Origin of the sequence: Marinobacter salinexigens (assembly GCF_008370345.1) — a bacterium.
In the GTDB taxonomy this organism is placed as follows: domain Bacteria; phylum Pseudomonadota; class Gammaproteobacteria; order Pseudomonadales; family Oleiphilaceae; genus Marinobacter; species Marinobacter salinexigens.
Window position 1 is genome coordinate 78,279 of the sequence record NZ_VTUU01000003.1, and the last position, 24,809, is coordinate 103,087.

General features: G+C 54.5%; 17 protein-coding genes. 7 read left to right on the forward strand and 10 right to left on the reverse strand.

Annotated elements, in window-relative coordinates; all coding sequences use genetic code 11:
* Positions 1–3 precede the first annotated feature (3 nt).
* Both mnmG and FWJ25_RS07755 read right to left on the reverse strand, forming a co-directional pair.
* Positions 4–1,890 carry a tRNA uridine-5-carboxymethylaminomethyl(34) synthesis enzyme MnmG gene (mnmG, locus tag FWJ25_RS07750; protein WP_149599704.1) on the reverse strand — a complete coding sequence of 629 codons (1,887 nt, stop codon included), beginning with the start codon at positions 1,888–1,890 and terminating at the stop codon, positions 4–6.
* A 331-nt stretch (positions 1,891–2,221) separates the two neighbouring features.
* Complete coding sequence (locus FWJ25_RS07755) at positions 2,222–3,520, reverse strand: MFS transporter (protein WP_149599705.1); 1,299 nt, start codon at positions 3,518–3,520, stop codon at positions 2,222–2,224.
* Between the two features lie 221 nt (positions 3,521–3,741).
* On the opposite strand from FWJ25_RS07755, the gene FWJ25_RS07760 reads away from it, so the two are divergent.
* On the forward strand, positions 3,742–5,016 hold the full coding sequence (locus tag FWJ25_RS07760) for a sensor domain-containing phosphodiesterase (RefSeq protein ID WP_149599706.1): 1,275 nt from the start codon (positions 3,742–3,744) through the stop codon (positions 5,014–5,016).
* Positions 5,017–5,031: 15 nt separating this feature from the next.
* Here FWJ25_RS07760 and FWJ25_RS07765 read toward each other — a convergent pair whose 3' ends face one another.
* Positions 5,032–8,178 carry an efflux RND transporter permease subunit gene (locus tag FWJ25_RS07765; protein ID WP_149599707.1) on the reverse strand — a complete coding sequence of 1,049 codons (3,147 nt, stop codon included), beginning with the start codon at positions 8,176–8,178 and terminating at the stop codon, positions 5,032–5,034.
* A 3-nt stretch (positions 8,179–8,181) separates the two neighbouring features.
* The gene (locus FWJ25_RS07770; protein ID WP_149599708.1) at positions 8,182–9,276 is read right to left on the reverse strand and encodes an efflux RND transporter periplasmic adaptor subunit; all 1,095 of its coding nucleotides are present in this window, start codon (positions 9,274–9,276) and stop codon (positions 8,182–8,184) included.
* Positions 9,277–9,653: 377 nt separating this feature from the next.
* On the opposite strand from FWJ25_RS07770, the gene FWJ25_RS07775 reads away from it, so the two are divergent.
* Positions 9,654–11,474, forward strand: a complete 1,821-nt coding sequence (locus FWJ25_RS07775; RefSeq protein ID WP_149599709.1) for an acyl-CoA dehydrogenase C-terminal domain-containing protein — start codon at positions 9,654–9,656, stop codon at positions 11,472–11,474.
* Positions 11,475–11,559: 85 nt separating this feature from the next.
* Here the strand turns inward: FWJ25_RS07775 and FWJ25_RS07780 are convergent, their stop codons facing one another.
* The 6 genes from FWJ25_RS07780 to rpmH form a co-directional block, all read right to left on the reverse strand.
* Complete coding sequence (locus tag FWJ25_RS07780; protein WP_149599710.1) at positions 11,560–12,309, reverse strand: substrate-binding periplasmic protein; 750 nt, start codon at positions 12,307–12,309, stop codon at positions 11,560–11,562.
* Between the two features lie 158 nt (positions 12,310–12,467).
* On the reverse strand, positions 12,468–13,838 hold the full coding sequence (mnmE, locus tag FWJ25_RS07785; protein ID WP_149599711.1) for a tRNA uridine-5-carboxymethylaminomethyl(34) synthesis GTPase MnmE: 1,371 nt from the start codon (positions 13,836–13,838) through the stop codon (positions 12,468–12,470).
* A gap of 71 nt (positions 13,839–13,909) precedes the next feature.
* Positions 13,910–15,625 (reverse strand): membrane protein insertase YidC, encoded by a 1,716-nt coding sequence (gene yidC / locus FWJ25_RS07790; protein WP_149599712.1) that lies wholly within the window; start codon positions 15,623–15,625, stop codon positions 13,910–13,912.
* A 4-nt stretch (positions 15,626–15,629) separates the two neighbouring features.
* Positions 15,630–15,923 carry a membrane protein insertion efficiency factor YidD gene (gene yidD / locus FWJ25_RS07795; protein ID WP_149599713.1) on the reverse strand — a complete coding sequence of 98 codons (294 nt, stop codon included), beginning with the start codon at positions 15,921–15,923 and terminating at the stop codon, positions 15,630–15,632.
* Positions 15,923–16,330, reverse strand: coding sequence for a ribonuclease P protein component (rnpA, locus tag FWJ25_RS07800; RefSeq protein WP_149599714.1), 408 nt, complete (start codon positions 16,328–16,330; stop codon positions 15,923–15,925). The genes yidD and rnpA overlap by 1 nt, the downstream gene beginning before the upstream one ends.
* Before the next feature lie 14 nt (positions 16,331–16,344).
* Positions 16,345–16,479: a 50S ribosomal protein L34 gene (gene rpmH, locus FWJ25_RS07805; protein ID WP_149599715.1), complete on the reverse strand. Its 135-nt coding sequence runs from the start codon at positions 16,477–16,479 to the stop codon at positions 16,345–16,347.
* Between the two features lie 657 nt (positions 16,480–17,136).
* On the opposite strand from rpmH, the gene dnaA reads away from it, so the two are divergent.
* From dnaA to gyrB, 5 genes are all read left to right on the forward strand, one after another.
* Complete coding sequence (dnaA, locus tag FWJ25_RS07810; RefSeq protein ID WP_438616563.1) at positions 17,137–18,585, forward strand: chromosomal replication initiator protein DnaA; 1,449 nt, start codon at positions 17,137–17,139, stop codon at positions 18,583–18,585.
* 55 nt (positions 18,586–18,640) lie between these two features.
* Positions 18,641–19,744, forward strand: coding sequence for a DNA polymerase III subunit beta (gene dnaN, locus FWJ25_RS07815; protein WP_149599717.1), 1,104 nt, complete (start codon positions 18,641–18,643; stop codon positions 19,742–19,744).
* A gap of 10 nt (positions 19,745–19,754) precedes the next feature.
* On the forward strand, positions 19,755–21,026 hold the full coding sequence (locus FWJ25_RS07820; RefSeq protein ID WP_149599718.1) for an ABC1 kinase family protein: 1,272 nt from the start codon (positions 19,755–19,757) through the stop codon (positions 21,024–21,026).
* Positions 21,027–21,156: 130 nt separating this feature from the next.
* Positions 21,157–22,284: a DNA replication/repair protein RecF gene (gene recF, locus FWJ25_RS07825; protein WP_149599719.1), complete on the forward strand. Its 1,128-nt coding sequence runs from the start codon at positions 21,157–21,159 to the stop codon at positions 22,282–22,284.
* An 82-nt stretch (positions 22,285–22,366) separates the two neighbouring features.
* Entirely contained in the window at positions 22,367–24,781 is a 2,415-nt protein-coding gene (gene gyrB / locus FWJ25_RS07830) for a DNA topoisomerase (ATP-hydrolyzing) subunit B (protein ID WP_149599720.1), read from the forward strand.
* The last annotated feature ends 28 nt before the right edge of the window (positions 24,782–24,809 follow it).

Consider the following 24,809-nt stretch of genomic DNA (forward strand, 5'->3'; position numbering starts at 1 on the left):
TTGTCAGGCGCTCTGTTTACGCAGCAGGTCCCGTTTCTTCAGATACACCAGGATCTGGCTGACCGCAGCCGGAGTCACGCCCTGGATCCGTGAGGCCTGTGCCACGGTTTCGGGGCGTATATCCTTGAGCTTCTGTTTGATCTCATTGGAGAGGCCACCGATCACGTCATAATCCAGATCCAGCGGCAACCGGGTATTTTCATTCCGGCGCAGGCGCTCGATTTCGTCGGCCTGACGGGAGATATACCCCTCGTACTTGATCTCAATTTCCACCTGGTCCGCGACATTCGGATCGTCGGCACGTTCTGCACCAATCTCAGCGATGTGATGGTATTCAATCTCGGGACGGCGCAACAGCTCTGCCAGAGACTGATCCCGGGTCATTGGTTGCTTGAGGAAGCCGTTGGCCCGATCTCCGGCATCGGTACCCGGATGAATTCGGGTCGTTTCAAGACGATTGCGCTCCCGGCCGATGCCGTCCCGTTTGTCGTTAAACTTCTGCCAGCGCTCATCGTCCACCAGCCCCAGTTTTCGACCGGTTTCGGTCAACCGCAGGTCGGCGTTGTCTTCACGAAGTATCAGACGGTATTCCGCACGGCTGGTGAACATCCGGTACGGCTCGTTGGTTCCCATGGTGATCAGGTCGTCAACCAGAACACCCAGATAAGCCTCGTCCCGGCGTGGATACCATTCATCTTTTTCCTGGGCCTTGAGGGCCGCATTGATTCCGGCCAGCAAGCCCTGTGCGCCTGCCTCTTCATAGCCGGTGGTACCGTTGATCTGACCGGCGAAGTAGAGTCCCGCGATAAACTTGGTTTCCAGGGTGTGTCGCAGATCCTGCGGGTTCAGGTAATCATACTCAATGGCATAGCCCGGGCGGGTAATATGAGCGTTCTCGAAACCCGGAATCGAGCGAACTGCTGCAAGCTGGATATCAAACGGCAGACTGGTTGAGATGCCGTTGGGGTACAGCTCGTGGGTCGTCAAGCCTTCCGGCTCGACAAAAATCTGGTGTGAGTCCTTGTCCGCAAAGCGGTTCACCTTGTCCTCAATCGACGGACAATACCTAGGGCCGACGCCTTCAATGGCACCGGCAAACATCGGCGAGCGATCAAACCCACTGCGAATGATGTCATGGGTCTGCTCGGTGGTGCGGGTAACATAGCAGCATACCTGCTCGGGGTGCTCTTCCTCGCTGCCAATAAAAGACATAACCGGTGTTGGCTGGTCGCCCCACTGTGTGTCCATGACAGAGAAATCCACAGAGCGGGCATCGATCCGTGGTGGCGTTCCGGTTTTCAGGCGGCCGACATTGAACGGCAGTTCCCGTAACCGCCTGGCCAGAGCATTGGCCGGCGCATCGCCAGCACGGCCACCGGCGTGGTTCTGCATACCAATGTGGATAACTCCGCCCAGAAAAGTGCCCGTGGTCAGAACGACTGTTTTGGCGTGAAAACGAATGCCGGTCTGCGTGACCACGCCGGTAACCTGGTCATTTTCCACGATCAGATCATCGGCGGCCTGCTGGAACAGCATCAGATTCTGCTGGTTCTCCAGAATATTCCGGATAGCCGCTTTGTACAGTACCCGGTCTGCCTGAGCACGGGTGGCCCGAACGGCCGGCCCCTTACGACTGTTCAATACCCGGAACTGGATGCCGCCCTTGTCTGTTGCACGGGCCATGGCACCACCCAGGGCGTCGATTTCCTTCACCAGATGACTTTTCCCGATACCGCCAATGGCAGGGTTACAGGACATCTGGCCCAGCGTTTCAATGTTGTGGGTCAGCAGCAGGGTCTGCGAGCCCATACGCGCCGCTGCCAGGGCAGCTTCGGTACCAGCATGGCCACCACCAATGACAATGACATCGAAACGAGTCGGAAAATCCACAGGTCACCTCAGAATTCGGGGGGGATAAATTAGGGCCGCGAAGTATAACGCCTGGCCGGGAAAATTGCAGTCTGAATGTGCAAATTTTAACCAGATATCGCGATCCATAAAAGCGTATTACCCGGAAACTCCTGGTCGTTTTACAAACAATCGGTAGGTGAATACCGAAATTTCCGTTTTTTCAGAGGCTTGGAGAGCCCTTCTCAGAAAAGTTTTCAAAAAAGTTATCCACAATATTGGATAACCGATATACCCCTCAAAAAAACACCTAACCTGTTATTTTTATTAATTAAAATATTATTGATCCAGAGCTTGTCACCGGATTATTCAATCAATTATCCACAGAGTACACCGGTACCCTACGGTGCAGACGCCATACCAGCCCCCAGGCCAGGGCATTAACCAGGGACAACAGGAGCAGAAAGCCCGGGATGGTGAACTCAAACACTCCAAGAAACAGAATTCCGGCCAACGCACTGACCACCATGAACAACGCATTGATCACATTCAGTGCTGCAATAATTCTGGCCCGTTTATCCACAGGGGTCTCATGCTGGATAAACGCGTACAGAGGCACAATGAACAGCCCGCCACAAACACCGATCCCCACCAGATCCAGCAACACCCGCAGATAGACCGGATCGGTGATCAGTGTCCACCAGGTCGAGCTGATTGGCTGTTCCGGCACCGCAAAGTAAAGATCAACACCCAACAGCGTAAGCCCGAGAGCTCCCCAGGGCACCGGCACAAGTGTAATACGGTGCCTGGTAATCCGTTCACAGAGCATGGAACCCAGGGAAATTCCGATGGTGAACATCGCCAGCAGCAACGTCACCACGGTTTCATCGCCCAACAGATTAACCCTGGCAAAGTTTGGAAACTGGGTCAGGTAGGCGGCACCAAGGAACCAGAACCAGGAGATGGCCAGCACGGCCAGCAGCACCTGGCGACGCTCGGCTGCAACCGACATCAAGTGCAGGGTCTCCCGCACCGGGCGGAAATTCACAGGCACATTGGCACTGAGGTCTCCGGTTGCCGGAACCTTACGAGCGGCTAGATAACCAAGAACAGCCATAACCAACACCCCGATTGCGATGAACCGGGCGGCAGACTCCAGGCCCATCAACAACCCCGCTGCAATGGTGCCCAGCAGAATCGCCACAAAGGTACCCATACCCACCAGGCCGTTGCCCCCTACCAGCTCATCGTCGCTGAGCACTTGCGGCAGGATGGCGTATTTGACCGGGCCGAAGAATGTCGACTGGGTTCCCATCAGAAACAGCAACACCAGCAACAGGCCATACCAGCCGAACCAGAGCCCGACGGCAGCAAGCAGCATTATGACAATTTCCAGGGCCTTCACCGATCGGATGATGCGGGACTTTTCATAATGGTCCGCCATCTGTCCGGCAATACCGGAAAACAGGAAAAACGGGAGGATAAACAGAAACGCTGCCACATTAACGACCACATTGGCCGACAAGCCCATCACACTGCCTGCACTGTAGGTAATCAGCAGTAACAAGGCGTTCTTGTAGAGATTATCGTTAAAGGCCCCGGAAAACTGGGTGAGATAAAAGGGAAGAAAACGCCGCTGACCGAGCAAACGAAACTGACTGTGTACTGCCATAAATGACCCTGATTGGTGCGCTTACACTGGAAACCTCCCCGGGATGCACTGAAATAGAACATACGGCCAGCCAAACCTTGGGGAAAGAATTGCCTCGGAGCGGTTCATACCGCAATTATCCTGTATTTTCAGCAAGCTGGCATAAAACCTGCGAACCGGATCTTCCCGATTCAAGTAACTCAGTGGCCAGGATGGCTCAGTTGTGACCAGGGTTCCTGACCATGAGCAGCGTAGTTCGATTTTCCCGACAAAGCCACAGACCCGGCCCCGAAGAGCCTGAGCCTGCCATAATAGACAGCCATCATTTCAGATCGGTTTATCAACCGATTGTCAGCCCCACCCATCAAAAACTGGTCGGGTATGAAGCACTGACACGGGTTATCCACAACCAGCAATCCGTATCGCCCGTGGATCTGTTCAAAGCCGCCAGCGATCGGGGACAGTTAGCCGAACTGGACAGACATCTGCTGAGCCTGCACCTGGACAGTTTTTCTGCGGCCTTGAGCCCTGTCTGGCTATTCCTCAATATCGAGCCCCACACCTGTGTAACAGACGACTCTCCCCTTGACCACCTGATCGGGCTCTGCCGGAAAAATGGACTCGCACCGGACCGGGTGGTACTGGAACTTGTGGAAACCGCTACTGACGACCCCGGCAGACTGATGGAATTTATCCACAGGGCCCGATCCTACGGTTTCCAGATTGCCATTGATGATTTCGGACAGGGCGATTCCAATTTCGAGCGCCTGTGGCTGATTAACCCGATGATCGTCAAACTGGACCGCACGTTACTGGTTAATGCTGAGAAAAACAGCCGGGCGAGACTGCTTCTTGAAAGCCTGGTGCGTATGATCCGAGAAAGCGGAAGCCTGGTTCTGCTGGAAGGTATCGAAAACGGTACTCAGGCAAGAATCGCTCTGGATACAGAGGCCGACCTTCTACAGGGGTTCCTGTTTGCCCACCCCGGGCATATAGAACAGGACAGCCGCTCGAAAGCTGAACGCCGCCTGCAGGCCGTTGTTACCGATTCCCGGGAGTGGTCGCTGCAGGATAGCCAGGATCAGGGCGACTACCTCAAACTGCTGCGTTATGAGATCCTCGACGCCTGCCATGAAATGATGCGTGGCCTGCCCTTCAGACAGGTGTGCCAACGCCTGCTCCAGATCAACGGCGTCAAACGCTGCTTCCTTCTGGATCACAACGGCGTGCAGCAAGGCAACCTTGCACACACACCCACTGGCGACCAGACCGGCCGGTTCAATCCACTCTATCAGTCAGCCGGCGCCAGCTGGGCACACCGGGAATACTTCCGAAACGCCCTTGAACGCCCAAACCACGTCAACAGCTCCCGGCCATATGTAGCCTTGCCGGATGCCCGCCGAACCATCACGTTATCCACAGGCTTGCGTATCCCAGACGGTCAACACGTTCTGTGTGTGGATATCCATCCGGATGAAGTGTTCGCCGGCAAGATGGTTTTTCCAACCACCCTCTGACGCGGTCATCATGATTCAGAACTCATCCGCCCTGCTCTGCGGAGCGGATGCCAGTCCAGTGCCACCAGCTGCCCCTGAAGCCTGCTTTTCCAGCTCCTGTTCAATGGCATTGGCGGATTTGGCAAACCGCGCCAGTAAATTGTATAGCACCGGAATGATAAACAGGGTCAGCGTCGTGGCGAAAATCAGCCCGCCAAGAATAACGGCCCCGATGGCTGCCCTGCTCTCGGCACCGGCCCCGGTCGCAATCACCAGAGGCACAGCACCAAATACCGTTGAAATCGTTGTCATCAGGACCGGCCTGAAGCGCAGGATAGCCCCCTGCAGGATGGCTTCCCGGACTTCATACCCCTTGTCGCGCAGCTGATTGGCAAATTCGACGATCAATATGCCGTTCTTGGCCATCAGTCCCAACAACATAATGATGCCGATCTGACTGTAGATATTCAGGCTGATGCCAGACCACAACAGCGCAAGCAGAGCACCGGTCAGCGCCAGCGGAACCGCCAGCATGATGATCAGCGGATGAATCCAGCTTTCAAACTGAGCAGCCAGAACCAGGAAGACGATCACAAACGCCAGCCCGAAGGTCACAAAGATTGCCGAGGAAGAATCCTGGAATTCCCGGGACAGCCCCTTGTAGCTGACCCGCGCTTCCGGCGGTAAGTTATCCACAGCCAGATTGTTCAGATAGGTCAGTGCAGAACCAAGATCATAACCATCAGCCAGTGATGCACTGATCACAACCGCCGGCAGACGGTCGATGCGCCGGAGATCCGGGTTAGCACCCACTTCATCCACAGACACCAGGGCCTGCATGGGGATCAGATCGCCCCCTTCCCTCGGCCGGAGAAATATCTGACCGAGATCCGCCGGGGTTGCCCGGTCACCGTCCGTGGCTTGAACAATCACATCGTATTCACGGCCGCGATCCATATAGGTTGTCACCTGTCGGGATGCCAGCATGGTTTGCAGTGTCAGCCCGACATCCTCAACGGTGATATCCAGATCTGCTGCCCGTTCGCGATCAATGGTGACCCTCAACTCGGGACGAGTCAGTTCAAAATCCGTCTCTACATTGAGCAGATTGGGATTCTCTTTGGCCCGCTCGGCGATTTCTTCACTCCAGGCTTGTACTGACTCGTAATCCGGGCCGGCAACCACAAACTCCACCGGCTGATTGAACCCGCGCTGACCTAACCCGGGTGGATTAACCGCGACTATCCGGATACCGGACACCTGACTCAGTTTACCCCGAAGCTCACTGGTGATCTGCTGCTGTTTGACGTCCCGCTCTTCCCAGGGTGCCAGCCCCATGATCATGAATGCTCTGTCTTCCTCATCGCGAAAGCCAGTGATCGAGAGCAGGCGCTCTGCTGCACCGCTTTTCAGATAAGGCAGCAAATAATCTTCTGCCTCGCGGACATAGTGATCAGTGAATTCCACTGTGGCGCCGCGGGGGGCATTCGCAGGCATGATAATCACGCCACGATCCTCAGTAGGCGCCAGCTCTTGGGGCAGCTTCGGATAAATCACCACAGCGATGACAAATCCAATCAGGCCAAGACCAAGCAGCAAGCCGGGCTGGTTCAGGGAAAAGCGCAGCAGCCGTTCATACCCGTTGGTCAGGCCTCCCAGCACCCGCTCACTGGCGGCCCATAAACGGTGCCCTTCCACTGTTTCGGGACTGTGCCGCAACCATTTGGAACAGAGCATAGGCGCAAGGGTCAGTGCCACCAGGCTCGACACCACCACAGCCGCCGCCAGGGTAAAACCAAACTCGGCAAACAGACGGCCGATATTTCCGCCCATAAATGAGATCGGTACAAACACGGCTACCAGGGTGAGCGTTGTCGCAATGACAGCAAACGCAACCTGCTTGGCGCCCCGGTAAGACGCTAACAATGGCGGCTCGCCTTCATCAATCCGACGCTGGATGTTCTCCAGCATCACAATGGCATCATCCACCACCAGGCCAATGGCCAGGATGACCGCCAGCAGGGTCAGTACGTTGATGGAAAAGCCCAGAAAGCCAAGGCCGATGAAGGCACCAATGACAGACACCGGAATCGTCACCGCCGGGATCAGCGTCGCCCGCCACGATCGCAGGAATACGAAAATAACCAGGATGACCAGAGATACAGCGATGATCAGGGTAGTGATGACCTCCTTGATCGAAGCGCGGATAAAGACCGATTCGTCATAGCTTTCCGCAATGGACACCTCCGGTGGCAGGGTCTCCCGAATTTTCTCAAGCTCTGCCCTAACGGCATCGGACACCGCTACGGTGTTGGCCTTGGACTGACGAATCACCCCCATACCAATGGCTGTCTGACCGTTGGCCCGTAACCGGCTTATATCCGACTCCACGCCCATCTGGACATTGGCAACCTCCCCAAGACGCAGCAGATCGTTGCCATCACGGCGAATCACCAGATCGCGGAACTGTTCGACTGTGGATAACCTGCCTTCTGCGCGCACGGTAAAGTTACGGGTCGAGGAATCCACGGAGCCGGCAGGTAATTCAACGTTGTTGGCCCGCAACGCACTTTCCACTTCAGCAACCGTGATATCCCGCGCTGCCAGCCTCTCGCGATCCAGCCAGACCCGGATGGCGTAGCGGCGCTCACCGCCAATACGCACGTCAGCCACGCCATCGAGTACGGACAGGCGGTCAGCCAGCACCCGGTCGGCAAAATCACTGAGCTCCGCACTGTCCCAAACGTCGCTGCGCAGCGTCACCCACATCATCGGGCGGGCATCGGAATCGGCTTTGCGCACCACCGGAGGATCGGCTTCGTCCGGCAACTGGTTGGCGACCCGGGATACCGCATCCCGGACATCGTTGGCGGCGATATCCACATCCCGCTCTGTGGAAAACTCGATACTGGTGCGAGATTCACCCTGCTCTGTGGATGACTCGATGGAGCGGATACCTTCGATACCACTGATCGCGCCCTCGATCACCTGGGTAATCTGGGAATCCACAACTTCCGCTGCAGCGCCGGTGTAATCGGTGGAAATGGAAACGACGGGCGGGTCAATATCCGGGTATTCCCGCACCGGCAGCCCTAGCAGGGCAGCCAGACCGAACACCACAATCAGCAAGCTCAGAACGGTTGCGAAAACAGGACGTTTGATGGAGACATCGGAGAGAATCACGGATCAGGACTCCACTGAACCGACAAAGCGATTCTCCGGGATAGCATTCTCTTTATCCACAGCCTGAACCCTGTCACCACTGCTGAGCCGGTCCTGGCCAGTCACGATCACCTCGTCTTCAGCCGTCAGTCCTTCTGCCACTTCCACCATTCCCGGCATCCGCGATCCAAGCACCACGGAACGGCGGCGGGCAATGCCGTCTTCAGCGACAAAGATATAGGTTTCGTCACCACGGATCATCACAGCCTGTTCTGGAATAACCAGAGCCTGACGCTCCCGCAGGGTCAGTGACGCAGACATGAACTGCCCCGGTCGCAGTTTACCATCGGGGTTATCGATCAGCGCACGAACCGGCAGGGTCCTGCTCAGCTCATTGATGCGACTCCCTAATTCCACCAGCTTTCCGGTGAAGTCCGTACCCGGAAACGCCGGAGACAGGCCATGAACGGTCTGACCCAACCCGACCTGTGACAGAAACCGTTCCGGAATGGAGAAATTCAGTTCCATCCGATCCACGGTATCCAACGTGGTAACGGTTGTTCCCGAGGTAATGTAGGCGCCAACGCTGAGATCGGTGAGCCCCACCACCCCATCGAACGGGGCTTCCAGGCGGTGATTTTCCAGCCGCACCCGGGCCGACTGCCCCTGAGCCTGGGCCACGTCCACGGCCGTTCTGAGTTCATCGACCTGGGATTGGGAAATGCTGTTGTTGGAGCGCAGGCTCTGGGCTCTCTGCAGCTGGCGGCGGGCATCGGCCAGCTGTGCTTCGATCACCTGCAGGTCAGCCCTGGCCTGACGATCATCCAGGCGCAGCAGCAGATCCCCCTTGCTCACGTGCTTTCCAGCCCGAATGTTCAGCTCAACAATCCGGCCACTTACCTCTGTGGTCAACTCCACCGCATTGCTCGCCTGAAGATTTCCCACCGCCTTGACCACGTCCGTCACCGTATTCATCTCCGGTAACCGGGTGTTCACCACACTGGCCGGGCGCTCTCCTGCCTGTTGCTGGCCCTTTCCAGTGTCAAAGGACTGATAGGTTACCGCGGCCCCAACCGCCACCACGACCAGAACCAGGGCAATGATCCATTGCTTCCACATAGGGTTTTCAACATCCATCAGACAGTAATAAGGGTTATTTGACCCGGTTGAAGGCCATAAGTTCGACGACAATTCCAGAGCTGGTAGCAACCTTATCGACTAACCATACAAAGGGCCGGGGAATCTCTCCAGTAGCCAAAACGATAACAGGGATTATTTGCATAACCTTTACACTCCCTGAAAAGTTATCCACAGCGTGTTTTGCGCATTCAAGCCCTCTCTGTAGCTAATCGTCATTTCGGCCAATTGATCATTCTGACAGGGTTCGTAGCGATTTTCGTCAATGGCAGCGCCTCAGGAATCCCGTACAACAAAAAGCATCAGGATCACATTCCGTGCTCCGACCCTTATTTAATGACAGGTACAGAGGAATCGTTATGCCGGTCTACAAGGCGCCCCTGCGCGATATGAAATTCCTGCTCAATGACGTGTTTGACTACCCGAAGCACTACGAGAGCCTGAACAGTGGTGAGAACGCCACTCCCGACATCGTCGATGCCATCCTCACCGAGTGCGGCCGGTTCTGCGAAGAAGTTCTGAGCCCTCTGAATCAATCGGGCGACGAGGAAGGCTGCAAGCTGGAAAACGGCGAAGTTACCACCCCTAAAGGCTTCAAAGAAGCGTACAACCAGTATGTTATGGGCGGCTGGCAGGGTTTGTCGGCACCGGAATCGTACGGCGGCCAGGGCCTGCCCGCGTCCATGGGGCTGCTCAAGCAGGAAATGATGGGCACCGCCAACTGGTCGTTCTCCATGTACCCGGGTCTGTCCATGGGTGCCATGAACACCATCTTCCTGCACGGTGATGAGCAGCAGAAGGAAACCTATCTGGCGCCGCTGACCGAGGGCCGCTGGGGTGGCACCATGTGTCTCACCGAACCGCAATGCGGTACCGACCTCGGCCAGGTGAAGACCAAGGCAGAACCTCAGGCCGACGGCAGCTACAAACTGACCGGCACCAAAATCTTCATCTCATCCGGTGAGCACGATCTGACCGAGAATATCGTACATATCGTTCTCGCCCGGCTGCCGGATGCTCCCAAAGGCACTCGCGGGATCAGTCTGTTTATCGTGCCGAAGTTCCTCCCCGATGGAAACGGCGGCGCAGGCGAACGTAATGGTGTTAGCTGCGGTAGCCTGGAAAAGAAAATGGGCATCAAGGCCTCCGCAACCTGCGTGATGAATTTTGACAATGCGACCGGCTTCCTGATCGGTCCCGAGAACGAAGGTCTGGAGTGCATGTTCACCTTTATGAACACTGCCCGGATCGGTACCGCTATCCAGGGTGTAGGGCCGGCAGAGCTGTCCTATCAATGGGCACTGGATTACGCCAGAGAACGTCGCTCCATGCGCGCACTGTCCGGCAAGAAAGAACCGGAACAGGTTGCGGATGCACTGATTCACCATGCCGATGTCCGTCGCATGCTGCTTACCCAGAAAGCCATCGCGGAAGGCGGACGTGCCATGCTGTATTACTCTGCCCGTCTCGCCGATCACATGGTGGAAGGCCATACCGAGGGTGACACTGAAAAGGCCGAAAGGTACGACGACAAACTTGGCTTCCTGACGCCGATCCTCAAAGGCTTCCTCACCGAAATGGGCAACGAAGCGGCCAACCTCGGAGTACAGGTCTTTGGTGGCCACGGCTATATTCGTGAACATGGCATGGAACAGATTGTCCGGGACACCCGTATTGCCACCCTCTATGAAGGTACAACGGGCATTCAGGCACTGGATCTGCTGGGACGCAAAGTGTTGTTGATGACTCAGGGAGGTGCGGTTCGTGAGTTCACCCTGAAAGTGGCCAACTTTGCCCGCAAGCACCTGACAGACAAGCGAACACGGCCGTTTGCTGTGGAATTGCTCAAGCTTACCGCGCAGTGGAACCTGCTGACCGTGCGGGTAATGCTGGCGGCCCGCAAAGACCGGGATGTGGTCAGCTCCGCTGCCTACGACTTCCTGATGTACAGCGGCTACGTCACCATGGCTTACATGTGGGCGCGCCAGGCTGCCGTCGCGGCAGACAGACTGGATAACGGTGGCGAGGAGTCGGAAGCTTTCTACAACGCCAAGTTGGCAACCGCAGAATTCTACTATGAGCGGCTGTTGCCCAGAGCCCAGACCCACGCAACCAGCATGCTCAGCCCTACCAAGAACCTGATGCAACTGGATGCGAACGATATGGCCTTCACCGGCTAGGCAAGCAAGTCCGGTGGCTTTGTTCCCGGGCTACGGCCCGGGATTTTTTATCCACAGGCTCACCAGCCTGGCTTTCTATAAAGCCTTACAGGCCGTATTTAGTCTCAATCGCTTCGTAAAGGCCATTGTTCTTGATGGTTTTCAGACCTTCATTCAACTTATCCACAACCTCATCCGGCGTTTCCAGATTCATGGCAAGAAACAGCTCAGTGTTGTTGAATGAATACACCGGAACAAGACCTTCCACATTCTGTTGGGATGCGAAGTAAGGTCCAGCCAGTCGGTCCGCTATCCACAGGTCGACCTGCCCCAGCTCCAGGCGCTTCGGGTTCAGATCGTCACTTTCCATTTGAGAGACCTCGTAGCCACGCTCCAGGAGGTACTCGGTCATGACATCACCGCGGTATCCTGCGTATACCATGTTTTTGGTGTCTTGGAGCTCATCAATCTTCAGATCAGAACCCGCGGGAGCAAAAATTGTCCACAGGTTGCTGGTCAGCGGCCCGACCCATTTGAACTGGGGCGCACGATTCTCTGTGTAGGTCGTACAGAAGATACCGTGGTTCTTTTTATTCAGTGCCCGGTTGTAGCCATAGTCCCAGTTGCGGAGCTTGATGACGTAGTCGAGACCGGAAGCCTCAAGAACCGCCTTGACCATCTCGGTACACAAACCATCAATTCCATCACCGTTGTGCTCGAAAGCCCGACCGGTTGAACTCATGTTGTACGGGGGGAAGTTCTCAGTGTAGATATACAGTTTTTCAGCCCCCAAAGCAGGAACTGAAGCACTGGCAAAGACCAGAAAAGCAGCAAAAGTGCTGATCAACTTACGCACGGGTTATCTCCTTGACCGTTAAAGCGTGTACTGCGGAAACCGCAGCAGGATCCAGAAAAGTGGCGGAGTTTACCCGAGCTGTTAACGTTGTTTTACAGATAAACTGTTAGTTTTCGTAAGGTCGGCAAGGGCTTCAGAGCCCGCCGGATAGAGTGTTGTTATTTTCCGATACAGAAACTGCTGAAAATCTTGCCCAGCAGTTCATCCGGCGTCAGGTGGCCGGTAATCTCACCCAGTGCATCCTGGGCCGCCCGCAGGTCTTCGGCGAGTAGTTCACCTGCACCAAAGCCTTCCAGTTGGGACTGACCCTGAAGCAATAACTCCCTCGCCCGTTCCAGAGCATCGAGATGACGACGGCGAGCCAGGAAGCCGCCTTCGGTGGTGGTAGCGAATCCCATGCACTGCTTCAGGTGATCTCTGAGCACGTCCAGCCCTTCGGACGACTTTGCCGCAAGCCGGATCACCGGTGCTGCCTGGTCTGGTTGGTCCAAGAGTCCTACCGTTTCACTGGAAAGATCGACTTTATTTCGGATAACAGTAACCGGTGCCTGCTTCGGTAGTTGGTCGATAAAGTCTGGCCAGATATCGTGGGGCTCGGTTTTATCCGTTGTGGTGGCATCTACCATGAGCAGGATTCGATCGGCCTGCCGGATTTCTTCCCAGGCCCGGGCGATGCCGATCTGTTCCACCTCATCGGGGCTGTCTCTTAGCCCGGCCGTATCGATGATATGCAGAGGCATTCCATCAATGTGGATATGTTCACGGAGGACATCCCGGGTCGTACCTTCAATCGCGGTTACGATGGCCGCTTCCCTGCCGGCCAGGGCATTGAGCAGGCTGGACTTGCCGGCATTGGGTCGCCCGGCAATCACCACTTTCATGCCATCCCTCAGGATCGTGCCCTGTTGGGCCTCGGCCAATATGGTTTCAAGCCGGTCCAGGAGGCTCTGCAGGTCCGTAGCGACTTTCCCGTCGGCAAGAAAATCAATTTCCTCTTCAGGGAAATCGATTGCGGCTTCAACGTAGATACGTAAATGGGTAACCGCATCCACCAGGTCATCCACCTGCCGGGAAAACACCCCCTGCATAGAGCGCACGGCGCACCGGGCGGCCTGCTCCGAGCTGCTTTCAATCAGATCGGCAATGGCTTCAGCCTGGGCAAGATCCAGTTTGTCGTTAAGAAACGCCCGTTCCGAGAACTCCCCGGGGCGGGCCAGGCGGGCTCCCAACGCGCAGACTTCCCGCAACAGAAGATCAAGAATAACGGTGCCGCCATGGCCCTGAAGCTCAAACACGTCTTCGCCGGTGAAGGAATGTGGGTTCGGGAAAAACAGGCCGATACCCTCATCAATGAGTTCACCGTTGCCGTCATGGAATGGGCCATAGTGAGCGTAACGAGGCCTGGGCTCAAACCCCAGCATCTGACTGGCAATCCTGGCGGCTGCCGGCCCCGAAACCCGGACAATCCCGACACCGGCCTGGCCGGGTGCGGTAGCAATTGCGGCAATGGTATCGGAACTGTGATTCATGACGGGTCCTTGGCAAAAACAACAGAGGCCCCGTAACGGAGCCTCTGTCGGGATCATATCAGCGGTACAGGTCAGTATTTCTTGCCTGCGGTTTCCGCCTCAATCTTACGGGTAATGTACCACTGCTGACTGATGGACAAAATGTTGTTAACCAGCCAGTACAGTACCAGACCTGCCGGGAACCAGAGGAAGAACACCGTAAAGATCAGCGGCATAAGCTTCATGATCTTGGCCTGCATGGGGTCCGGCGGAGTCGGATTCAGGTGCATCTGCAGGAACATACTTGCCCCCATCAGAATCGGCAGGATGAAGTACGGATCCATCTGTGAAAGATCGTGAATCCACAGCATGAACGGAGCCTGCCGTAGCTGAACGCTCTCGAACAGAACCCAGTACAGGGATATGAATACCGGCATCTGGACCAGAATCGGCAGGCAGCCGCCCAGCGGATTGATTTTTTCCCGCTTGTACAGAGCCATCATTTCCTGGGACATGCGTTGCCGGTCATCGCCGTATAGCTCTTTCAGGCGCGTCAGTTGCGGTGCGACAGCACGCATCTTGGCCATGGAGCGGTAGCTGGTTGCAGACAGGTGGAAGAACACAGCCTTGACCAGAACCGTCAGCAGGATGATGGCGGCACCCCAGTTACCCACAATGCTATGGAACCATTCCAGTACGATGAACAGCGGCAGCGAGATAAAGAACAACCAGCCAAAGTCCACGGTACGGTCGAGATTCGGGGCAACGGCTTCCAGACGATCAATAATCTTGGGGCCCACATAGGCCTGGGCGCCAACTTCAACGGTTTCGCCCGGGGCTACTGATGTGGCGGGATAGACAAATCCCATGACATGCAGATTACCGCGTTTGGTGGTCTGGTATTGAGCGGGCAGGTCTTTTGCAGGAACCCAGGCGGTCAGGAAGTAATGCTGTAGGAATGCCAGCCATCCATTCGTAACTGATTGATTTATATTGGTTTCTGACAGATCGTCGAATTCGAACTTCTCGTAGGGATCCTCCGGTGAACTCATCACCATACCGAGGAAAGCGCGGATACCTACGCTGGCCTGAGAAGTCGGATCGGCAGCCTCGTCACGGACAATTTTACCGGTAAAGTTGGCTTTCCAGGTTTGATCAGAGCCGTTTTCAATCAGGTAGCGGACGCCAATTTCGTAATCATCGCGGCCAAACTGGTAGCGTTTGGTGATCTTCACGCCAGAATCGGTCGTTGTCACCAGATCAACGGTCAGTTGATCCTCACCTTCGGACAATTCGTAACTTGTTTCCAGCGTCTGGTAAACAGGGGCAGCGCCGTTTTTGCGACTGTCCGGGCCATTCTGGCCAATCAGACCGCTTTCGAGCACATACGTTGATGTTTCTGTGCTGTTAAGCAACGCCAGAGGCTGTTCACTGTTCAGGGATTTGTCGTAATTGAGCAGGGACGCTCTGACCAGATTGCCACCTACCCGGTCGATGGCCAAATCATAGACGTCCGTGCGTACAGAAATATAGCGGTTTTCCAGCTCATCACCATTGGATTCACCGGTGCTGGCAGCCAGTTGCTGGCCGCTATCCGGCGTCGCGAACTCTTCGTTGCCCGCTGTGCTGGTTTGTTCACCAGGAAGCACCATGCCATCACCGGCACTTTCGCCCATTCCCGGATTGGCAATGCTTTCAACGACCTGTTCTGTCGCAGGCGGCTGGTGATAATCCTCATTCCAGGCAAGCACCATCAGATAACTGACAATAGCCAGGCCGGCAAATAATACGATGCGTTGAATGTCCATAGAGTTACTGTCTGGTCTGGGTTGTGGAGTGGGAAAAGTCAGCCTGCGAACAGGAATTCATTGAGCACTCACAGTCGGAGTGTGTGGTTCCCGGTACGGGATCATACCCGCCTTCGGCCCAGGGATGACACCTTAAAAGCCGTCGAATGGCGAGATAAGTGCCTTTGGCAGCACCATGATGATTGATTGCTTCAACAGCGTAATGCGAACAGGTGGGATAGTGGCGGCAGTGACTGGCCATCAGAGGACTGATTGCGTACTGATAGAAACGAATGGGCAGTAGCAGGAGTTTGCGCATTACCCCTTTCCTCTACCGGCAGGGCCTGTGTTCTCTACCCGGGATGACTGGGATTGACGGTGTTTTTTCTTCAACCGGTGCCAGAGATCGTTCAATGATGCCTGAACAGCGGTGTTATCGAGATGGGTCAGTCCCTGTCTTCCCAGAACCACAACATCAAGGTTCGGGAGATCAGTCTGCTGTCTGAAGCTTTCTCTGACCTGGCGTTTGATCCGGTTTCGCTGAACAGCCAGCCTGAGGTTCTTCTTGGAAAAAATCAGACCGACCCTGGCATGACCGAGAGAATTCGGTGTTGCCAGGATCAGGAAATTCCGATGCGGAACTTTCAGCTGAACGTCGTCGAAGACTTTGCCGTAATCAGCAGGTCGAAGAAGCCGATGTGATTTCGGGAAACTCAAAGCCTTCATCAGGCGAACAGGTCTTACGCAGACAGACGAGCGCGACCTTTCGCACGACGACGGCTAATAACCTTACGGCCATTGGCTGTAGCCATACGGGCACGGAAGCCGTGGGTGCGCTTACGCTTCAGGACGCTTGGTTGAAACGTTCTTTTCATGGTGATGATCTCACAATTCTGGTTAAAAATTCGGTTACTGGCTGGAAAATGTACAGCCAAAACAGGAGCGGCATTCTATGCAAATACCGAGGGAAATTCAATGGTTCTGCATAAGGGGTTTTGACAATGTGCCGTGAGGGAGGCTGTTGGCAATCGAATAATAGATTAATCAGGTTCTTTTAGAATTCTTTTAAGGATTATTTATTACTGTTATTAGTACCCTGTGTTTTTGTGGATAAGGGTAAAAAATACAATTTTGTCAGTGGCTTGTAAGGTTGACAAGGATATTGACAAGGCCGGATGAGCCCTGTGGAGAAATGACCAATGAATTGTGGGAAAGTCGGATCTCTGGTCAGAGTCCAGGTTATCCACTGATTGGTCCTGTGCTTCCTCACAGGGTTAAACGCAAGGTATACACACAGGGCTGTGGGTAAGTTTTATTGATGGAATTTTCTGTACACAAGCCTGTAGGTAAGTCTGTAAGAATCTGAAAAATAGAAAAGAAAGTTTCCACAGGCTGTTTATGAACAGGTCTGAAGCCCTTTTACTGGAAGGTCTGGCGGGTTAGAATCCGAGGTCTTCTCTTTAAGTCCGGAAGGGTGATTTTCCGGATGAGGCAATCTGGGTTATCAGGAGCAGGCTGTCGTGCCTAATAGTATGTGGCATCAATGTCTTGAAGTACTCCGGGATGAGTTTCCCGCACAACAGTTCAACACCTGGCTCAGGCCTTTGCAGTCCGATCAGCGGGATGGGCAGCTTATGCTGTTCGCGCCTAACCGCTTTGTTATGGATTGGGTCAATGAAAAGTACCTCCGGCGCATAGAGGAAGTCCTTAAAGATCTGCACGGCGGCCAGGCACCCCGGGTTAATATGAAGGTCGGGTCTGCACCCCGGGAGACCGAAGCGGTCTCAAGGTCTGTGGCCGAAGTGCCCGTAAGCAGAGCCAGGGTTCAGGAAGAAGCGGGAAGCCAGGTCACTGATGAGGAAAAAGGGGTAGCTGCGACCTTGGCTCCCGAGCCCGCGGCTGTAAAACCGAAGGCTGAGCCCGAGCGTCGGTCTGTTCAGGTCGAGGGTGACATCAAGCACCAGAGTTTCCTTAATGAAGGGTTCACGTTTGAAACCTTTGTTGAAGGTAAATCGAACCAGTTAGCCCGTGCGGCCTCAATGCAGGTTGCGGAGAACCCGGGTGGTGCCTATAACCCGCTGTTTCTCTATGGTGGTGTTGGCCTGGGTAAAACCCACCTTATGCATGCGATCGGCAACGAAATTGTTCGTCGTAACCCGAAGGCCAAGGTAGCTTATCTGCGATCCGAACGATTTGTGGCGGATATGGTCAAGGCGCTGCAGTTGAACGCGATCAATGAATTCAAGCGGTATTACCGGTCGGTGGACGCGCTGCTGATTGATGATATCCAGTTCTTTGCCCGCAAGGAGCGATCCCAGGAAGAGTTTTTCCACACCTTTAATGCGCTGCTTGAAGGTGGGCAACAGGTTATCGTGACCTGTGACCGTTTCCCGAAAGAAATTGCAGATATGGAAGAGCGCCTGAAGTCCCGTTTCGGTTGGGGGCTGACGGTCATGGTTGAGCCACCCGAACTGGAAACGCGGGTGGCGATTCTGATGAAAAAAGCCGAGCAGGTTAACGTTAAACTGAGCAGCGAAGCTGCCTTTTTTATCGCTCAGAAGATTCGTTCAAATGTTCGAGAGCTGGAAGGGGCACTTCGTTTGGTGATAGCGAATGCTCACTTCACCGGTTCGGAAATAACGCCGCCGTTTATTCGGGAAAGTCTGAAGGATTTGCTGGCCCTGCATGAGAAACAGGTCAGTATTGATAACATTCAGCGTACGGTGGCTGAGTATTACAAGATCAAGGTGGCGGATCTGTTGTCCAAGCGCCGGACCCGCACCGTAACCCGTCCCCGCCAGGTTGCCATGGCATTGTCCAAGGAATTGACCAATCACAGTTTGCCTGAGATAGGCGACGCTTTTGGTGGCCGGGACCATACAACCGTCTTGCACGCGTGCAAAAAAATCGTGGAACTCCAGGAGACAGATCCAGGCATCCGCGAGGATTATCAGAACTTTATGAGACTGCTGACCACCTGATTCGGGGTGTTTAGCGACACACATTCATCCTTTCAATCAAAGTAAGCTGAGTGCCATGAAACTGACGATCAGCCGTGAATCCCTGCTTACCCCGCTGCAAAGCATTGCTGGCGTGGTAGAGAAGAAACAGACCATGCCGGTGTTGTCCAACGTATTGTTGGTGGCAGAGGATAATACTCTCACTCTCACCGGTACCAATATGGAAGTGGAACTGGTTGGCCGGGTGACTCCGGTTCATGTGGATCAGCCAGGTCAGATTACGGTTCCTGCCCGTAAATTGGCGGATATCTGCCGTGCATTGGGTGATGAGGCACCGATTGAGCTATCTCTGGAAGGTGATCGCCTGCACCTGCGTTGTGGTGCCAGTCACTTTACTCTGTCCACGCTGCCTGCAGAACATTTTCCGAATGTAGAGGATGAAGCGGAAAGTTTCCGTCTGGAACTGCCCCAGAAAGAACTCGGGCGTATGCTGGACGCGACAGCTTTCGCCATGGCGCAACAGGATGTCCGTTATTACCTGAATGGGCTGTTGCTGGAAGTCGATGAACAGCATATTCGCACTGTAGCAACTGACGGCCACCGTCTGGCTATGGCCCATCTCGAACTGGCGACGGGCTGCCCGGACGCCCGTCAGGTCATTGTTCCCCGTAAGGGTGTGCTTGAGCTGGCCCGTTTGCTGGATGATGTGGAAACACCGGTAACTCTGGTGATTGGTGATAACCATCTGCGTGCTACGGTTGGTGCTTACACCTTTACCTCCAAGCTCATTGAAGGCAAATTCCCGGACTATAACCGGGTTATCCCCAGGGGTGGGGATAAAGTGGTGTTGGCGGACCGTGCGACGCTCAAGAATACCCTGCAGCGCGCCGGTATTCTGTCCCATGAAAACATCCGTGGGGTACGGCTGAACCTGGCATCGAATGAGCTGCAGGTGTTTGCCAACAACCCAGACCAGGAACAGGCCGAAGACGCGCTCTCTGTGGACTATCAGGGCGAATCACTTCAGATCGGATTTAATGTAGGTTATCTGGTAGATGTGATGAACGCGCTCGATGATGATCAGGTCAAGATCACGCTGTCCAACCCTAACAGCAGCGCCTTGATTGAAGCGCAGAACGATAACCGTTGCCTCTACGTGGTCATGCCGATGAGGCTATAGGAGAATACTGATGGGCACCGTGACGAATGGAATCAAGGGCGCTTTTCGCGTTGGGCAGACGTTGTCCGTGCTTGGACGTACCGGTGTCAACTGGCTCAGGGGGGATCGCCCCCCTGCCCCGCGCATGCTCCGGCAAACGTTCGAATCCCTTGGGGCGACCTACATCAAGCTGGGGCAATTCATCGCCAGCTCCCCGACTTTCTTCCCCAAGGAATATGTTGAGGAGTTTCAGTACTGCCTCGACAAAACACCGAACCTGCCGTTTGGTGTCATCAAGAAAATCATTCGTGAGGAAATTGGAAAGCCGCTCGATCAGGTCTATTCGGAAATCGATCCGGTAGCTCTGGCTTCTGCATCCATCGCCCAGGTTCATGCTGCCCGTCTGATAACCGGTGAGGAAGTCGTCATCAAGGTTCAGAAGCCCGGTGTGGAAAATATTCTGCTCACGGACCTTAACTTTCTTTACCTGTCGGCACGAATTCTGGAAACGCTGGCACCTAAGCTGTCCTGGACGTCGCTCTCCGGCATTGTGGAGGAGATTCAGCGCACCATGATGGAAGAGTGTGATTTCATCAAGGAAGCCAATAATCTCAAGGTGTTCCGGAATTTCCTCAATGATACCCATAATGAAGATGCAACCGTACCTCGGGTCTATGAGCAATGCAGCACCCGCCGGGTGCTGACCATGGAGCGGTTTTACGGAGTACCGCTGACGGATCTTGAAAGTATCCGGGGTTATGCACGGGACCCTGAGCGTACGTTGATCACCGCGATGAACACCTGGTTTTCGAGCCTTACCCAGTGTGAGTTTTTCCACGCGGACGTTCATGCCGGAAACCTGATGGTGTTGAAAGACGGGCGCGTCGGCTTTATCGATTTTGGTATTGTTGGCAGGATCAAGCCGGATACCTGGCAGGCGGTAAGCGACTTTATTTCCGCAGTGATGGTTGGAAACTTTGAAGGTATGGCCGATGCGATGATACGCATTGGGGTAACGCGACAGAGTGTTGCGGTCAACGATCTCGCGTCTGACCTGCGTCGTTTGTACCAACAGATGGACAAGATGGTTCCGGACCAGGTTCCTTACGAAGCGGATCAGGCGGAAGATGACGTCAACCATATTCTGATGGATATGGTGAGAATTGGTGAAAGCCACGGGCTGCACTTCCCCCGGGAATTTGCGCTGCTACTCAAGCAGTTTCTGTATTTTGATCGCTACGTCCATATCCTCGCACCGGAGATGGATGTGTTTATGGATGAGCGACTCAACATGCTGCATTGATTCATCGCCTTCCGCAGTAGGCTTTTGTACACTAAGGCAGCGTTGTTCAGAACATCGCTGCCTTTTTTATGGCTGTTGATAACGTTATCCACAATCACTCCCCGTGCTCTAATTTCCCGGCTTTTCGTTTATGGCGCTCGTAAAACTGCAGACCGAACACTTTCGTAACTTGTCGCCTGCGCCTGTCAGTTTTTCTCCTTCGTTCAATCTTCTTTATGGAGAGAATGGCAGCGGTAAAACCAGTATTCTCGAAGCCATTGGCTATCTTGGTTTGGGGCGTTCGTTCCGTGTAAGCCGGCACCAGGCTGTCGTTAGCCACGGCGAGCACAGGTTTACTGTGTTTGGCGGGTTGGATTGTGGCTTTGATGATACAGGCTTAGGCGAGGCCGGAGAGGTTATTCACCGGCTAGGAATAGCCCGCGACGTGGCTCAGAAGGAAACCATGCTGCGGGTTGATGGCGAGGGCGTTCGGAGTCTTTCGGCGCTGGCTGCTCATTTGCCTGTATCGGTTATTGATCCCGGGGTATTTGATGTAGTGGCGGGTGGTCCGGGAAAGAGACGGCAGTTTCTGGATTGGGCTGTGTTCCACGTGGAACATTCGTTCGCGTCGACGTGGCAACAGTGTCAGAGAGTAACATCGCAGCGGAATCAAACCCTGAGAAATGGTAGACTAGACGAATCTCTGCTCCGCGTGTGGGATGCCCAGTACACCGCTCTGAGTGAACGTATCACCGAGGTCAGACAATCGACGTTCGATCTCTTTAAAACGCATTTTGAAGCGCTGGTGGCGGAAGTGGATATCGGCTGGACTCAGGGGCTGAAACTGGAGTTCTATCCAGGGTGGGATACGAGCCAGTCTCTGGTGGACATACTCGCCAACCACCGAGAACAGGAAAGGAGGATGGGACATACGCTGTATGGGCCCAATCGCGCAGACATACGCCTTAAGTTTCAGGGGCGTCCTGTTGCTGAAACCTTTTCTCGTGGACAGCAGAAGACCCTGGTTATTTTGATGAAGATCGCCCAGGGGTCGATATTGAGTGAAATGGGCAAGCAGGTGACATTTTTACTCGACGACATTAACGCCGAGTTGGATATTGGTCATCGGGCTATGTTGGCCAGCAAACTGAGGTCACTGGGCTGCCAGGTGTTTATCACGTCGATTGAACACCCGGAACCTGATGTGTTGTGGCCTGGGGAAGAGGCGCCCGATTACAGGATGTTCCACGTGGAACATGGCAAATTGACGGAAGAATAAATTGTCCGGAGAGAGCTCAGTAGCTGCCTTCATTGCGAGCAGTTGCAGAGGTCATTCCGGTACATTCCTTCAGGAGTCTCGAATGAGCGAATCGAACTACAATTCCTCCAGCATCAAAGTCTTGAAAGGACTGGATGCGGTGCGAAAGCGTCCCGGCATGTACATCGGGGATACCGATGATGGTACCGGCCTGCACCACATGGTCTTTGAGTTGGTGGATAACTCCATCGACGAGGCTCTTGCCGGTTACTGCTCCGAAATTGGTGTGATTATTCACCCCGATGAATCCGTGACTGTAAAAGACAATGGTCGCGGTATTCCCGTGGATCTTCACGAAGAGGAAGGTGTTTCCGCGGCGGAAGTCATCATGACAGTTCTTCATGCCGGCGGTAAGTTCGACGACAACTCCTATAAGGTGTCCGGTGGTCTGCACGGTGTGGGTGTTTCCGTAGTAAACGCGCTCTCCTCTACCCTGACTCTCACGATTCGTCGTGAAGGCAAGGTCTACGAGCAAAGCTACACCCACGGTGTGCCGAATGCGCCATTGTCGGAAGTTGGCGACACTGACGCCTCCGGAACCAAAGTGCACTTTATTCCTTCTCCGGATACCTTCACCCATATCCAGTTCCACTACGATATCCTGGCCAAGCGTCTTCGTGAGTTGGCATTCCTGAACAGCGGCGTTCGGATTCGTCTGACGGACGAGCGCACGGGTAAGGAAGAAGTCTTTGAGTATGAAGGCGGTCTGAAGGCATTTGTAGAGCACCTGAACACCAACAAGACACCGTTGAACCGGGTGTTCCACTTTAACCAGGAACGTGAAGATGGCATTTCCGTAGAAGTGGCAATGCAGTGGAACGATGCCTTCCAGGAGAATATCTTCTGCTTCACCAATAACATTCCCCAGCGGGATGGTGGTACTCACCTGGCGGGCTTCCGTGCGGCCCTGACCCGTTCGCTGAACAACTACATCGAACACGAAGGGCTGGGCAAGAAATCGAAGGTGAGCACCTCTGGTGACGATGCCCGTGAAGGCTTGACGGCGATCATCAGCGTTAAGGTTCCCGACCCGAAATTCTCATCTCAGACGAAAGATAAACTGGTGTCGTCAGAGGTGAAGACCGCCGTTGAGCAGGAGATGTATCAGGTCTTTGCTGAGTATCTCCAGGAACAGCCTAATGAAGCCAAGCAGATCGTCAATAAAATGATCGAAGCTGCTCGCGCCCGGGAAGCGGCACGGAAAGCGCGGGATATGACCCGCCGCAAGGGTGCCCTGGATATCGCAGGCTTGCCCGGAAAACTGGCAGACTGCCAGGAGAAGGACCCTGCCCTCTCTGAACTGTTCATAGTGGAGGGTGATTCTGCGGGTGGCAGCGCCAAGCAAGGGCGTGACCGTAAGACTCAGGCCATTCTCCCGCTAAAGGGTAAGATCCTGAACGTCGAGAAAGCCCGATTCGACAAGATGCTGTCTTCTGCTGAAGTTGGCACCCTGATCACCGCTCTGGGATGTGGCATTGGACGGGAAGAATTCAACCCGGACAAATTGCGCTATCACTCCATTGTGATCATGACCGATGCTGATGTGGATGGTTCCCATATTCGGACCCTGCTTCTCACCTTCCTGTTCCGTCAGATGCGTGAAATCATCGAGCGTGGTCATGTCTTTATCGCGATGCCACCGCTGTACAAAGTGAAGCGTGGGAAGCAGGAGCAGTACCTGAAGGATGAGAAGGCTAAAGAGGCCTACCTTACCCAGACGGCTCTGGAAGGTGCTCAGCTGTATGTGAACCCGGAAGCCCCTGCGATCAAGGACTCTGCGCTTGAGACCATGGTTAAGGACTATCAGGCGGTGATGGCGATGATTGATCGCTTGTCTCGCGCTTACCCGGCCAAGGTACTTGAGCAGATGCTTCACAATGTGACGCTGAAGCCGGAACACCTGAAAGAAGAAGCGGACGTTGCCCGATGGGTAGCCCGTCTTGGCGAAGGTCTGAACCTGGATACCCGTACCGGCACCAAGTACACCTTCTCCGTAACCAAGGACGAAGAACGAGATCTCTATCTGCCGAAAGTGACCATTTACGTTCATGGCATGCCCAATGATCATGTATTTGGCCACGAGTTCTTTGAATCATCTTCATACGCAGCCATCGCCCGCATGGGTGAGACACTGGATGGCCTGATCGAAGACGGAGCCTACATCCAGCGTGGTGAGCGCAAGCAACCGGTACTTTCTTTTGAAGGTGCTCTTGAATGGCTGATGAAGGAAGCCCAGCGCGGACTGAATATCCAGCGCTACAAGGGACTGGGTGAAATGAACCCGGAGCAGTTGTGGGAAACGACCATGGATCCGGAAACCCGTCGCATGATGAAGGTAACGATCGAGGATGCCTTTGCTGCTGATCAGATCTTCACAACCCTGATGGGTGATGATGTTGAACCTCGGCGCGACTTTATCCAGACCAATGCACTGGAAGTGACCAATCTGGACGTTTGATTCTTCATTATGCTGTTTAAAAAACGAG